This is a genomic window from Arthrobacter sp. PGP41, from assembly GCF_002953935.1.
In the GTDB taxonomy this organism is placed as follows: Bacteria; Actinomycetota; Actinomycetes; order Actinomycetales; family Micrococcaceae; genus Arthrobacter.
Genome location: NZ_CP026514.1, coordinates 807,431 through 820,331 on the forward strand (window position 1 = coordinate 807,431; position 12,901 = coordinate 820,331).

A 12,901-nucleotide genomic window follows, 5' to 3' on the forward strand; every position below is an offset into this window, starting at 1 on the left:
TTGGCTAGAGTAAATTCCGGGCTTCGGCCCGGCACGGCGGCACCGGCGCAGCATCCCCGGACCTAACGGAAAGAGTGGTCACCATGGCACGAGGAACCGTCAAGTGGTTCAACGCGGAAAAGGGCTACGGGTTCATCACCGTTGACGGCTCCGGCGACGACATCTTCGTCCACTGGTCTGCCATCCAGGGCGAAGGTTACCGGGCACTGGACGAGGGGCAGCGGGTGGAACTGGAAGTCGGCGAAGGCGAGAAGGGCCCCCAGGCGGAAAGCGTCCGGCCGGCCGAGTGAAGCATCTGTTTGTCCCTGCCCGGGCCCTCCGTCCTGCGTTCGCCGCTGCCCTCTGCTCCACGCTGGCCCTCACCGCCTGTTCCGGGGTCACCGGAAACGCCCGCGTGGAAACAGCGGAGGCGTCCGGTGACGGCGCCCTGCGGATTGGCCTCATTCTGGACAACGCGGGGCAAAGCAGCTTCCTGAACGCGCCCCAGGCGGCCGCAGCCAAGCTCGCAGTCAAAGAAATAAATGCTGCCGGCGGCCACAAAGGCCGGCCCGTGGAACTGCTGCCCTATGAAGCCGGCCAGGATACAGCGGCGCAGGCGCAGGCTTTGGTCCAGGCCAAGGCCGACGTAGTGATCGGCCCCACCGACTCCAGCCACGCCAAGGCCGCCGTGGACATCCTCTCCCGGGCCAGGACGCCGATGATCTCGCCGGCCAACACCGCGGCCGGGCTCAGCAGCATCCCCAGCGGCGGATACTACTTCCGGACGGCGGCCGCCGACGTCGCGCAGGGACCGGTGCTGGCTAAGCTCGCCAAGGACGCCGGCGCCTCCACCGTCTTCGTGATGTTCCAGGAAGGTGCCTACGGCACCGACGTCTCCGCCGTCGTCGCCGATTCCGCGGAACAGGCCGGCCTGGACGTGGTTGCCACGGCCGGCTTCAAACCGGGTGAAGCGGGAAGTGCCGCTGCCGCCGCCCGCGGGGCGGAACCCGACGCCGTCATCCTGGTGGCCCGCGACGGCGCCCAGGGTGCCCTGGCCGAACTCAACAACGCCGCCCTGGCCGGTTCGAAGATCATCCTCAGTGAAGGCGCCTTCGGCCGCTACGCGTCCAAGCTGGGAACCAAAGCCCTGGAGGGCGCCCGTGCCGTGGTCCCCGGAGAGCTGCCATCGGCCGCCTTCCAGGAAAGGCTCCTGGGCATCGATCCGGGCCTGAAGGATGTGTCCTTCGCAGCGGAGACGTATGACGCCGTGACCCTCGCGGCCCTCGCGGCTGCCAAGGCCGAGGACGACTCCGGCCGCTCAATAGCGGCGAACCTCGTCGCCGTCTCCGGCGGGACTGCGGCCGGAGCGGCCGGCGGGGCTGCAACGGCGCCGGGCCCGCCCTGCCCCGGCTACAGGGAATGCCTTGCAGTGAAGGCCTCCGGTGCCGGCATTGATTACGACGGCGAATCCGGCCCGGTTGCCTTCGACGCCAACGGTGACATCACCTCGGCAACGTTCACGGTATTCACCTACGGGGCAGACAACAATCCAACGCCCACCGGCCGCGAAACTGCAGGACGTGCCGGCTGATCGCCGTTGGCGTAGAGATGCCCGCCGCAGCGGTTTCCGCGCCCTTTTCGCTTGCACTCTCACGTGGGGAGTGCTAATTATTGACTTAGCACTCTGACGTACCGACTGCTAAAGCAAAGCCTGGTTCCGGCCGGCGGCGCGCGGCAGCGGGCGAGGAGCGAAGAAACACCTTACTGGAGTGAGATCCGCACCCGGAGGCATACAGAGGCCGCCGGCAAAGGGTCGTCCGTCGCGGGCACTGCAGCGAAGGTTCATTCTTAACGACTGTCCCGAAAGGACTACTGCCGTTATGGCCAAGATCATTGCATTTGATGAAGAGGCACGCCGCGGCCTTGAGCGGGGCCTTAACACCCTCGCCGACGCCGTTAAGGTCACCCTCGGCCCGCGTGGACGCAACGTCGTCCTCGAAAAGAAGTGGGGCGCTCCCACGATCACCAACGATGGTGTTTCCATCGCCAAGGAGATCGAGCTGGACGATCCTTACGAGAAGATCGGCGCCGAGCTGGTCAAGGAAGTTGCCAAGAAGACCGACGACGTCGCTGGCGACGGAACCACCACCGCTACCGTGCTGGCCCAGGCCCTCGTCAAGGAAGGCCTGCGCAACGTTGCCGCCGGCGCCGACCCGCTGTCCCTCAAGCGTGGCATCGAAAAGGCCGTTGAGGCCGTCACCGCCGAGCTGCTGAACTCCGCCAAGGAGATCGAAACCAAGGAAGAGATTGCCGCAACGGCATCCATCTCTGCCGGTGACGAGGAAATCGGTGCGCTGATCGCCGAAGCCCTGGACAAGGTGGGCAAGGAAGGCGTCATCACGGTCGAGGAATCCAACACCTTCGGCCTGGAGCTCGAACTCACCGAAGGCATGCGCTTCGACAAGGGCTACATTTCCGCGTACTTCGTTACCGACGCGGAGCGCCAGGAAACGGTCCTCGAGGATCCGTACATCCTGATCGTCAACTCCAAGATCTCCAACGTCAAGGAACTGGTTGCTGTCCTCGAAAAGGTCATGCAGTCCAACAAGCCGCTGCTGATCATCGCCGAGGACATCGAGGGCGAGGCCCTGGCCACCCTGATCGTCAACAAGATCCGCGGCACCTTCAAGTCCGTGGCCGTCAAGGCTCCGGGCTTCGGTGACCGCCGCAAGGCACAGCTTGCCGACATCGCTGTCCTCACCGGCGGCCAGGTCATCTCCGAGGAAGTCGGACTCAAGCTGGAAAACGCCGGCCTGGAACTCCTGGGCAAGGCGCGCAAGGTTGTTGTCACCAAGGACGAGACCACCATCGTCGAGGGTGCCGGCGACGCCGACCAGATCGCCGGCCGCGTGTCCCAGATCCGCGCCGAGATCGAGAACTCCGATTCGGACTACGACCGCGAGAAGCTGCAGGAACGCCTGGCCAAGCTGGCCGGCGGCGTTGCAGTCATCAAGGCCGGTGCCGCAACCGAGGTTGAGCTCAAGGAGCGCAAGCACCGCATCGAAGACGCAGTGCGCAACGCCAAGGCCGCTGTTGAAGAAGGCATCGTTGCCGGTGGCGGCGTGGCCCTCATCCAGGCCGGCGCCAAGGCATTCGCCAACCTGCAGCTGTCCGGCGACGAGGCCACCGGTGCCAACATCGTCCGCGTGGCCATCGATGCTCCGCTGAAGCAGATCGCATTCAACGCCGGCCTGGAGCCGGGCGTTGTGGTGGACAAGGTTCGCGGCCTGCCCGCAGGACACGGCCTGAACGCCGCAACCGGCGAGTACGTCGACCTGCTGGCTGCCGGCGTGAACGACCCCGTCAAGGTAACCCGCTCTGCCCTGCAGAACGCGGCTTCCATTGCCGGCCTGTTCCTCACCACCGAAGCTGTAGTTGCCGACAAGCCGGAGAAGAACCCGGCCCCCATGGGCGGCGGCGACGACATGGGCGGCATGGGCGGCTTCTAAGCCCTCCTGCCGGGCCTTGTCCCGCTGTAAACAAAATGCGGCCCCCTCACTGAGGGGGCCGCATTTGTTTTCGTGGAGTGGTTGCGGCAAAGGCCCGGTTTGTCCTGCCGGTCTGGGAGGATGGACCGGTGACAATTACTGCAGCGGCCGACGGTTCGGCCTTGGGAAACCCCGGTCCGGCCGGCTGGGCCTGGTACGTGAACGACGATTGCTGGCGCGCCGGAGGATGGCCCCACGGGACGAACAACCAAGGCGAGCTGATGGCGGTCCTGGACCTGTTGCGGGCCACGGCGCACCTTCCCCAGGAGGACCTGCACATCCTCTGCGACAGCCAGTACGTCATCAACTCGATCACCAAGTGGATGCCGGGATGGAAGCGCAAAGGCTGGCGCAAGGCCGACGGCAAGCCGGTCCTCAACGTGGACCTGCTCAAGGAGCTGGACCGGGAGCTCACCGGCCGGAAGTACACTTTCGAGTGGGTCAAGGGGCATGCCGGACATGACTTGAACGAAGCCGCGGACGAGCGCGCCAGGGCGGCGGCGACGGCGTATCAGCAGGGGGTGGCAGCCCGGTCCGGACCCGGTTTTCCCGGCGCCCACCACGCGCCCCACTCCCCGGCTGCCAAGGGCGCGCCGGCGGTTAAGGACGTGCCATCGGTCCAGGACGCCCGCCGCGCACCGCGGGAAGCCGGAACCGTGCCAGGAGCCTATGAGGAGCCGGACCTTTTCAGCCAGCTGGACAATGGCGCTTTCGGCGAACCGGACGCGGCAGCCCGGCCAGGTGCCGTCCCGCCCGAGGGCATGGTGGAGGAACTGGAACGTGAGCTGCTGGGCCCCCTGGTACGCGGGGACATCGGCCGGACTGCTGTCCTCCTGCACCCCGATTTCATGGAGATCGGCAGCTCGGGCAGGGTGTGGACCCGCGATGCCATGATGATGGCCCTCGAGGAGGACCCCGGGGAGCGGACGGACATTGAGATTCTTGGCGTGGACCGTATTGGCGCTGACGCGGTCCTGTTGACGTACCGCAGCTTCGCGCGCTCGGGCACCACGCTTAGAAGCTCGCTGTGGGTGCTGGACGGCGACCGTTGGCGGCTGAGGTTCCACCAAGGTACTCCTGAGGCTTAGCCGCCGGTTGAGCTGGCCACCGGGTATTGCCCCGGTCAGCTGAACCGCTGCGTGTTGCCCTGCTCCGCCTGTGCGTAGGTGGCTGCAGCGGAGGCAAGCGCCGTGTTGATGGACGCCAACGAGGCCTCCACCCGTCCCTGCGTGACGGTCCATTCCGTGATGAGCGCCTGGAAATTAGTGGCGGCGGTGCCGCGCCACGACCCCTGGAGCTCGTCCAGCCCGCGTTTCATCGCCTGGACGTCCGCACTGATCCTGTCCACTGTCGCCTGGACACTTGCGGACTTCAGCTGAAGGAGTTCGGTATCGACGGAAATAATGCTCATGGCCGTGCCTTTCGCTATGGCGGCAGCTTTCGCCTGCGGGGCCCGGCGGGTCCGGACCGTTGACAACGAGCGTAGGGAGCAGGTTCCCACCGCTGCTATGGTCCGGGGCTATATGTGGACAACCCCGCCGTCTCTGCCCTTTCCGCCTCAGTAGCCGCTCCGGTACTCAGCGCATCATCACGGTGCGGAAGGCTGACCACCAAAGTTGCGCCGCCGCCGTCGGTATTTTCCACCCGCACGGAACCGCCGTGGGACCCTACAATCGCAGCCACGATTGCCAGGCCGAGTCCGCTGCCGCCCGTTTCCCTGGTCCGTGAGGTGTCCGCCCGGTAGAAGCGCTCAAAGACCTTGGAGGCGTCCTCTTCGGAGATGCCGGGCCCATGGTCGCGCACTTCGATGACCGAGCGCAGCTGTCCGTCCTCCATCGCACGAACCCCAACCGACACCTCGATCGGACTGTCTTCCGGGGTGTAACGAAGTGCGTTGCCCACGAGGTTGCCCACCACCTGCCGGAGTTTGGCCTCGTCTCCCAGCACGGGGGCAGCTGCGGCAGGTCCGCCGTCGAGCCCGGTCAGCGAAATTACCCGCGAGCGGTCACTGGCCTGCGTGTCCACCACGGCGTCATGGGCGAGCAGCTGAAGGTCCACTGGCTTCTGCTGCAGCGGCCGCTGCTCGTCGAGGCGGGCCAGCAGGAGCAGGTCCTCCACCATTGAGCCCATGCGCTTGGCTTCGCTTTCAATCCTTCCCATGGCTGTGGCCACGTCTTCCTGGGTGGTCAATGCGCCATGCCGGTACAGCTCAGAGAAGCCACGGATGGTTACAAGCGGGGTCCGCAGTTCGTGGGACGCGTCCGCGGCGAACCGCCGCATCCTCGCCTCCGAGGCTGTACGTGCAGCGAAGGCCGTCTCAATGTGGGCCAGCATGGCATTCAGCGACCTGCTGAGCCGCCCCAATTCGGTGCCGGGGTTTTCGACGTCGACACGGCGGGAAAGATCACCGGCCGCAATGGCTGCCGCCGTCTTTTCCACCCGGGCCAGCGGGCGGAAGGAGCGGGAAACGGTCCAGCTCGCGATGAGGGAGGCCAGCAGCAGGGTCAGCAGCCCCACCCCGGTCACCACCAGGGAGGCATGCTTGAGGACATCGTCCACGCTCTGCAGGGGCAGCCCGATGACCACCACGGCGGTAGTCTGGTTGTTCTGCACCGGCACGGCCACCACCCGCCAGTTTTGCCCGTCCGTACCGCGCACCTGGTAGGGAACGGCACCGCGTTCCTGCGCCTGCTGCACCGTGATGGAACTGATGTCCGGACGGCTCTCAGGGTCGCCGCCGAACGGATACGGTTCCTCACCCGGTGCGAAGAGAATGAGTGAGTAGTCCGTCGGGACCATTGGGTTGGGCGCCTGGAGCGGGGTAAAGGACCGCTGCTGCCGGGCCAGGTCCACCGCCGCGTTGAGCTTGTCATCCACCTGTGCCTGCAGGTAGCTGTGGAGCAGGGCCAGCGTTCCCGCCCCGGTCACCGTCAGGGCAACTATCAGCAGCGCCATGATCATGGCCACCAGCTGCGTCCTCAGCGAGGCCGACTTCCATCGCTGCAGCAAGGTCAGCGCTTTTCAGCCGTCCGAAGCACGTACCCCACGCCGCGCTTGGTCTGGATCAAGGCAGGAGCGTTGGGGTCGATGTCCACCTTCCGGCGCAGGTAGGAGATGTACGACTCCACGATGGAGGCATCACCGTTGAAGTTGTATTCCCATACATGGTCCAGGATCTGGGACTTGGACAGCACCCGGTTGGGGTTGAGCATGAGGTACCGGAGCAGCTTGAACTCGGTGGGGGAGAGCTCGATCACCGTGCCTCCGCGCCGCACTTCGTGCGCATCGTCGTCGAGCTCCAGGTCGTCGACGCGGATGACGGCGTCGTCATCCAGCAGCGGCTGCGTCCGGCGGAGGACGGCGCGGATCCGTGCCACCACCTCGTCAAGGCTGAAGGGCTTGGTGACGTAGTCATCCCCGCCGACAGTGAGGCCGGTGACCTTGTCCTCGGTATCGTCCTTCGCAGTCAGGAACAGCACCGGGAAGTGCTTGCCCGAGGCCCGAAGGCGGCGGGTGACGGTGAAGCCGTCCATGTCCGGAAGCATGACATCCAGCACTGCGAGGTCCGGTGCGTGGGCATCGGCCGCAGCAAGCGCGTCCCGGCCGTTCGCAGCCGAGACAACCTCAAAGCCGGCAAACCGCAGCGACGTGGAAAGCAGCTCCCGGATGTTGGGTTCATCGTCAACAACAAGGAGCTTCGCTTCAGGACCGTTCTTGTTCATGCTCCCATTCTGCTCCCAGACTCTGGGAGTTGTCTGGACGTTGGTTGGGAGCCGGGTTGGAGAACCTCGGGGTGTCGGCACTCCGCCGTCTTGGCTTCCGCAGCACTAGTCGGCGGTCTGGACGTCCTTGGCATCCATGATCCGGTAGGCATAGCCCTGCTCTGCCAGGAACCGCTGGCGCTTCGCCGCAAATTCCTGGTCCAGGGTGTCCCGGGCAACAAGTGAATAGAAACGTGCCGCCCGGCCGTCCTTCTTTGGCCGCAGGAGCCTGCCCAGCCGCTGCGCCTCCTCCTGCCGCGAGCCGAACGAACCCGATACCTGGATCGCCACGGATGCCTCCGGAAGATCGATGGAAAAATTGGCCACCTTGGAAACCACCAGCGTCTGGATCTCCCCCGCACGGAAGGCGTCAAACAACTTCTGGCGGACCTTCACCGAGGTGTCGCCCTTGATCACGGGCGCCTGCAGGCGTTCCCCGAGGTCGTCCAGCTGGTCGATGTACTGGCCGATGACCAGCAGCTGTTCCCCGGCATGCCGGGCCACGAGCTGCTCCACTACCTGCGTCTTGGACTCCGAAGTGGAGCAGAGCCGGTACTTGTCCGCGTCGTCGGCCATGGCATAGGCCACCCGTTCGTCCCTGGGCAGGTCAACACGGACTTCCACGCAGTCTGCGGGGGCGATGTAACCCTGGGCCTCGATGTCCTTCCAAGGTGCGTCGTAGCGCTTGGGCCCGATGAGGCTGAACACCTCGCCCTCGCGGCCGTCCTCGCGGACCAGGGTTGCGGTGAGGCCCAGCCGGCGCCGTGCCTGGAGGTCGGCGGTCATCCGGAAAATCGGTGCCGGCAACAGGTGCACCTCGTCGTAGATGATCAGTCCCCAGTCGTGGCCGTCCACAAGCTCCAAATGCGGATACAGGCCGCCGCGCTTGGTGGTCAGCACCTGGTAGGTGGCGATGGTCACCGGCCGGACTTCCTTCACAGACCCCGAGTATTCGCCGATCTCGTCCGCGGTGAGGGACGTGCGCTTGAGCAGCTCGTCCTTCCACTGCCTGGCAGCCACTGTGTTCGTCACCAGGATCAGGGTTGTGGTTGAGCCCGTTGCCATGGCCGCGGCGCCCACCAGGGTCTTCCCGGCTCCGCAGGGAAGCACCACCACGCCGCTTCCCCCGGACCAGAAGTTGTCGCTCGCCATCCGCTGGTACGGCCGCAGCTTCCAGCCATCCTCGTTGAGCGCGATCAGGTGCGGGGTACCGTCCACATACCCGGCCAGGTCCTCCGCCGGCCAGCCGATCTTCAGCAGGAGCTGCTTGAGCTGCCCCCGCTGGGAGGCATGCACCACAACGGTCTCACCATCGATCCGGGGCCCCAGCAGGGGCTGGATCTTCTTGGCCCGGATCACTTCCTCCAATACGGGGTAGTCGTCAGTCCGCATGACCAGCCCGTGCTGCGGGTCCTTCTCCAGGCGCAGCCGCCCGTACCTGGACATGGTTTCTTCCACGTCGATCAGCAGCGAATGCGGCACCGGGAATCGCGAATACTTCAGCAGCGTGTCCAGCACCTTCTCCGCGTCCAGCCCGGCGGCACGTGCGTTCCAGAGCCCCAGCGGTGTCAGCCGGTAGCTGTGCATGTGCTCCGGTGCACGTTCCAGCTCGGCGAAGGGCGCGATGGCATGGCGGGCTTCGGTTGCCAGTTCATGGTCCACCTCAAGCAGGATGGTTTTGTCGCTCTGGACGATCAGGGGTCCGTCGTTCACGCAGGGAAGTCCTTCACTGGCGCAGTTCCTCTGCAGCCTCAATATCGATGATGCGGTGGATGGACAGCACACGTTCTGTTTCCTTGGCAGGATCAAACACCCGGACGCGTCCGCCGCTTACAGATAGCGGAACAACTATCTCAAGGCTGGCATTCCCCAGCCCGTCCACCACGTTCATGCTGATCCGCTGCTTGAGCCTGATGGCGCGCTGCAGGGCTTCAAGCCCCAGCTGGGTGCCGGCTTCACCGCCGGCGTGTCCGGAACCTCCGCGGTGTCCGACGGCGGGACCCGCCTGGCGCAGGACTGCGAGCTGGGCATCCACCTCCTCAGCCCCGGGTGCAGTCCGCGGGGCGGTGTAGACAGGGCGCAGGTGGTCCTGCGGGGCCGGGGTTGCCCGGAGCCGGACCACAGGTTCATCCGCGCCGTCCACCGACGGGGAGAGCCCCAGTCTGCGGAGGACCTGGGCGGTTTCCCGCGGCGGTGCGGAGGAAACCAGGACAGTGGGGGCAATCTTCGCCAGGTTCAGGCCGGACGCCTTTGGCCCGGAGAGAAGCTCCAGGAGCGCGGCTTCGTCTTCGCTTTGGATAAAGCTGGCTGCCGCCCCCACCCGCAACCTTCCGTGCCGTGAGGCCGTGTCCTCCACAAGGTATTCGAGCGGCTGGGGCACCGCGGTGGCAGAATGCTCACGGAGGAACTGAAGGATTGCGGCGGCGTCGTGTCCGCTGTCCAGTGCACGCTTGATGGAGCCGGCTGAAAAGCGGTAGATGGTGGCTGGTCCCTGGCCTTCCGCGTCAGCCATCAGCAGCAGCTTCCCGGTCAGTTCGGGGGCCAGGTACCCCGGGGCGACGGCAGTGAGGTCGGCCTGCAGCAACACGTGTGTAACAGCTGCCGGCAGGTGTTCGCCCAAAATGGCAAGCGCGGCTTCAGGGTTGTCTTCCGCCAGCGCACTTCCAAGCTGGCTCAGGGCTCCGGATCCCACCAGGCCAAGGAGCTCGGCTTCGGCGAGCACGCCGCGGATCATTGAGCTGAACCGCCTGGCCATCCTGGGCTGTGCCCACTCTGCGCGCTGGAGAACGGCTGCCGCATCAAGTACTGGTGCCGTCCCGTCCGGGGCGCCTGCCTCGGCGGTCAGTTCATCCAGGATCTCCAGGATGCGCTTGCGGACCACCGGGGCATCAGGACGCTGCGCTTCGGCTGACAGCGCGATGATGGTGGTGCCGGAGGCGGAACGGTGGGCCGCCGGCACGCTGCGCGTTCCGTGGACGGGCTGGCCCACCAGGGACGGCACGCGCTCGCTGGACAGCCAGGCGTTCACTAGCCAGAGCCACTGTTCCTGCCGCGGCAGGACGAGCCATTCCAGCTGCGGAGGCTGGACCCAGGACGAGGAATCGACATCCAGGCGGATGAGTCCGGCCAGTGCGGACAGCTCCAACAGGATTCCCGTGTGCTGCAGGTCGATCCGCAGCAGTTCGGCAAGGCGCCGCATCTCGCGCACTCCCACACCGCCGCTGCGCAGCGTGGCGAGCGGTTGTTCCCCGACGGCGTGGAGCAAATCGCCTACCAGGCGCAGCGTCTCCGAAATGGCGCTGAGCGCTGCGTTCCGGCGCAGCGCCGCTGAGGTCCGGCCGAGTCGGGGGACCGGTGGCGACAACGTGAAATCGTCGATCACTGCACCGCCGCGCAGCGAGATCCCCACGCTGTGCGGCAACTCGACGTGCGCCGCGTCCAGCGGCACCAGCAGGCCCCGCGCCAGGAGCCAGTCAACAGGCCCGACGTCGGATCCCTCCGCGGTGATTGAGGCCTTCCGTTGCGCCTGGGGGACGGCACCCATGGCCCAGTTCCGGAACCTGGCGAGCAGCGCCGTCGTCCGCTCCGGGGCAGTGGACAGGATGCCCTGGAGGGCCTCGGGGGAGGCGGTCCAATGCTGCAGCGCCAGCGCCGCCTCCATGGGGGTGGTGGCCTCGTGGATGGCAACACCGCTGCGGTGCAGCTCGGACACCAGCTGCACGGCACGCTGCGCGAAGGCCGGCTGAAGGCGGACCAGCTCGGTGTAGCTCCTGCCCAGCCCGGCGGGATAGATGCCCACCACGTCCTTCAGCGAACCCACCGGGAGGTAGTAGTGGTGTTTCGCCGCGGATGCCGGGGTACCGTGCGGCGGCTCGGCGCGGTGCACCAGCGCAAGTTCCTGCAGCGAATGCAGGATCCGCTCCACCGAGGCTGCCGAAGACCCGGAAATCATCTTCCGGAGCCCCGCGGCGGACGCGCTGTGGCCGGTGTCCGTATTGGTGCACAGGTGGAGGGTTTCGAGGACCTGCATCTGCGGGCGGTTGAGGCGTTCAAGTGCCCGCTGCACGCTCAGCCGGGCACTTGCCCGCGCGGCAAGGGCAGGGAAGTCCGGAACAGGGGGCGAAATGAGGTCCGGCCGCGCATCGAACAGCGCACGCAGCGAATCGTCGCTGCGTGCCTCCAGCTCCTTGCTCAATGCGCGAATGAGGGACATCAGTCCAACGTTACCGCCGGTCCGGGTTTGCTGCCCGGCGGCGCCCGGCAACGCTGTCCAGAACCAGGAACAGCATCAGGAGGAACGCAAGCGGCAGGCCGTAGAGCGCCATATAGGTGACCCAGGCCGGAGCCACTGAGCCGGCAAAGGCAAGGGCCATCACGGCGCCCACTGCCACTAGGGAAAGCACGGCGACAGCCGCGGCGAGGATCATCAGGGCACGCCGGTAGCGCGAGGGTGTCATGGACGCAACGCTACCGCTCCTGCCGCACCGGGAGTGAATGGTGCTGGAGGAAGGCAGCCGGAAGGTTGCACTGGGCCATTGAAAGCGTCAATAGGGCGGTAGGCAGGATAACCTTGGGGGATAGACCAACACGGTCCGCAGCCGCCATACCTTGAACCCGCATTGCAATGCGGATGCGGTGACGGCTGGCCGTGTCAGAAGACGTCAGAACGAAGAAGGTTGATTACGTGCCTACCGGCAAGGTCAAGTGGTATGACAAGGACAAGGGCTTCGGGTTCCTCGCAGGCGAAGACGGCCAGGAGGTATTCCTGCCCAAATCGTCGCTGCCCGAAGGCGTAACAGAGCTCAAGGCCGGCACCCGGGTTGAATTCGGGGTAGCCGATGGACGCAAGGGCGCCCAGGCCCTGGGCCTGCGCGTGCTGGACAAGACGCCCTCGATCGCCAAGGCCAAGCGGCCCAACGCCAAGGAACTCGCCCCGCTGGTCCAGGACCTGGTGACCGTGCTGGACAATCTCTCCGGGACCCTTTCCGCAGGCAAGTACCCGGAAGGCAACAAGGGCAAGGCCATCGCCGCTGCCCTGCGCAAGGTTGCCGACGAGCTGGACGTTTAGGCACCGATGAACCCGGAAGCTGAACAGCCGGTAGGGGCTAAGACTGTGTCCAGGCGCCGCGCTGGAGTCCCGGTGTGGCGGACAGGGAAGCCTGATGCCTTCCTGGCCGCAGCGGTGGACACCGCCCGCACGGCCATCGAGGGCATCACGGCACCGGCAACGATCGGCCAACACCTTGCGGCCAAGAGCGAAGGCGACCGCCTGGTGACCCATCTGTTTGAATCCAGGCTGGCCGGCTACCTGGGCTGGCAATGGTATGCGGTGCTCACCCGCAACTCCCGCTCCAAGGTGGTCACCGTCAACGAGCTAGGCCTCCTGCCGTCGGAAGATTCGATCCTTGCCCCGGAATGGGTGCCATGGGCAGAACGCGTCCGTCCCGAGGACGAGCAGGAGCCGGAACCGGTGCCGGCCCAGGAGCCGGAAGAGGACCAGGACCAGGAATCCGGGGACGAAGAGCCCGACGACGGTGGGGAGCCCGGCGACGAAGCAAGGACTTCCTGACCACACACGAACGGCGCCGTCCGGGATGATCCCGGGCGGCGCCG

The 12,901-nt window shown here is 66.1% G+C and carries 12 protein-coding genes; 6 read left to right on the forward strand and 6 right to left on the reverse strand.

The annotated features are described in order from the left end of the window. Positions 1-83: 83 nt before the first annotated feature. The 4 genes from C3B78_RS03755 (at position 84) to C3B78_RS03770 (ending at position 4,615) form a co-directional block, all read left to right on the forward strand. Positions 84-290 carry a cold-shock protein gene (locus tag C3B78_RS03755; RefSeq protein WP_146031895.1) on the forward strand — a complete coding sequence of 69 codons (207 nt, stop codon included), beginning with the start codon at positions 84-86 and terminating at the stop codon, positions 288-290. After that, entirely contained in the window at positions 287-1,570 is a 1,284-nt protein-coding gene (locus C3B78_RS03760) for an ABC transporter substrate-binding protein (RefSeq protein WP_234005506.1), read from the forward strand. Before C3B78_RS03755 ends, C3B78_RS03760 begins: the two co-directional genes overlap by 4 nt. 289 nt (positions 1,571-1,859) lie before the next feature. Next, positions 1,860-3,488 (forward strand): chaperonin GroEL, encoded by a 1,629-nt coding sequence (groL, locus tag C3B78_RS03765; RefSeq protein WP_104996878.1) that lies wholly within the window; start codon positions 1,860-1,862, stop codon positions 3,486-3,488. Between the two features lie 128 nt (positions 3,489-3,616). After that, positions 3,617-4,615 carry a ribonuclease HI family protein gene (locus C3B78_RS03770; protein WP_104999620.1) on the forward strand — a complete coding sequence of 333 codons (999 nt, stop codon included), beginning with the start codon at positions 3,617-3,619 and terminating at the stop codon, positions 4,613-4,615. A gap of 35 nt (positions 4,616-4,650) precedes the next feature. Here C3B78_RS03770 and C3B78_RS03775 read toward each other — a convergent pair whose 3' ends face one another. The 6 genes from C3B78_RS03775 to C3B78_RS03800 all read right to left on the reverse strand — a co-directional run bounded on the left by C3B78_RS03775 (position 4,651) and on the right by C3B78_RS03800 (position 11,745). Then, positions 4,651-4,938, reverse strand: coding sequence for a WXG100 family type VII secretion target (locus tag C3B78_RS03775; RefSeq protein ID WP_104996879.1), 288 nt, complete (start codon positions 4,936-4,938; stop codon positions 4,651-4,653). Positions 4,939-5,033: 95 nt separating this feature from the next. After that, positions 5,034-6,536 carry a sensor histidine kinase gene (locus tag C3B78_RS03780; protein WP_199775325.1) on the reverse strand — a complete coding sequence of 501 codons (1,503 nt, stop codon included), beginning with the start codon at positions 6,534-6,536 and terminating at the stop codon, positions 5,034-5,036. Between the two features lie 2 nt (positions 6,537-6,538). Next, entirely contained in the window at positions 6,539-7,249 is a 711-nt protein-coding gene (locus C3B78_RS03785; RefSeq protein WP_104996880.1) for a response regulator transcription factor, read from the reverse strand. Positions 7,250-7,354: 105 nt separating this feature from the next. Then, positions 7,355-9,001, reverse strand: coding sequence for a DNA repair helicase XPB (locus tag C3B78_RS03790; RefSeq protein ID WP_104996881.1), 1,647 nt, complete (start codon positions 8,999-9,001; stop codon positions 7,355-7,357). Between the two features lie 13 nt (positions 9,002-9,014). Next, the gene (locus tag C3B78_RS03795) at positions 9,015-11,501 is read right to left on the reverse strand and encodes a helicase-associated domain-containing protein (protein ID WP_104999621.1); all 2,487 of its coding nucleotides are present in this window, start codon (positions 11,499-11,501) and stop codon (positions 9,015-9,017) included. Between the two features lie 10 nt (positions 11,502-11,511). Continuing rightward, complete coding sequence (locus tag C3B78_RS03800; protein WP_104996882.1) at positions 11,512-11,745, reverse strand: hypothetical protein; 234 nt, start codon at positions 11,743-11,745, stop codon at positions 11,512-11,514. A gap of 227 nt (positions 11,746-11,972) precedes the next feature. Between C3B78_RS03800 and C3B78_RS03805 the strand changes: the two genes are divergently transcribed. Then, positions 11,973-12,356: a cold-shock protein gene (locus tag C3B78_RS03805; RefSeq protein ID WP_104996883.1), complete on the forward strand. Its 384-nt coding sequence runs from the start codon at positions 11,973-11,975 to the stop codon at positions 12,354-12,356. A 6-nt stretch (positions 12,357-12,362) separates the two neighbouring features. After that, positions 12,363-12,857, forward strand: a complete 495-nt coding sequence (locus C3B78_RS03810) for a DUF3027 domain-containing protein (RefSeq protein WP_104996884.1) — start codon at positions 12,363-12,365, stop codon at positions 12,855-12,857. Positions 12,858-12,901: the final 44 nt, after the last annotated feature.